The organism is Ruegeria sp. AH12 (assembly GCF_056541465.1).
This window is the reverse complement of sequence record NZ_JBQFYL010000198.1, coordinates 1-578: the sequence shown is the minus strand read 5'-3', so window position 1 is coordinate 578 and position 578 is coordinate 1. Positions and strand designations below refer to the sequence as shown.

Annotated in this window: 1 protein-coding gene; it reads left to right on the top strand. The window is 54.3% G+C overall.

Features of this window, described 5'->3' with window-relative positions:
* Window positions 1-18: 18 nt before the first annotated feature.
* Window positions 19-578 (top strand): Rho termination factor N-terminal domain-containing protein (locus ACR0EL_RS22605; protein ID WP_480502371.1); only part of this gene is annotated, 560 nt, incomplete at its 3' end.

Genomic DNA, 578 nt, shown 5'->3' with positions numbered 1-578 from the left:
GCCGAGGTTCGTATCATCATGACAACTGAATCCCTGAATCTGGCCGATCTGAAGGCCAAAAGCCCCAAAGACCTTCTGGCGATGGCCGAGGAGCTTGAGGTCGAAAACGCCTCAACCATGCGCAAGGGCGAGATGATGTTTCAGATTCTGCGCGAACGTGCAGATGAGGGCTGGACCATCGGTGGCGACGGCGTGCTGGAGGTTCTACAAGACGGGTTCGGGTTTCTGCGCTCGCCCGAGGCGAACTATCTACCCGGACCGGATGATATCTATGTTTCGCCTGACATGATCCGCAAGCATTCGCTGCGCACCGGAGATACGGTTGAAGGTGAGATCAAAGCGCCCGATGAAAACGAGCGTTACTTTGCGCTGACAAATGTCACCAAGATCAACTTTGAAAATCCGGACAAGGCCAAACACAAGATTCTGTTCGACAACCTGACGCCTCTGTATCCGGATGAGCGTCTGAAGATGGAAATCGAAGATCCGACCATCAAGGACAAGTCTGCTCGCGTGATCGATTTGGTTTCGCCGATTGGTAAAGGTCAGCGATCGCTGATCGTGGCACCGCCGCGGAC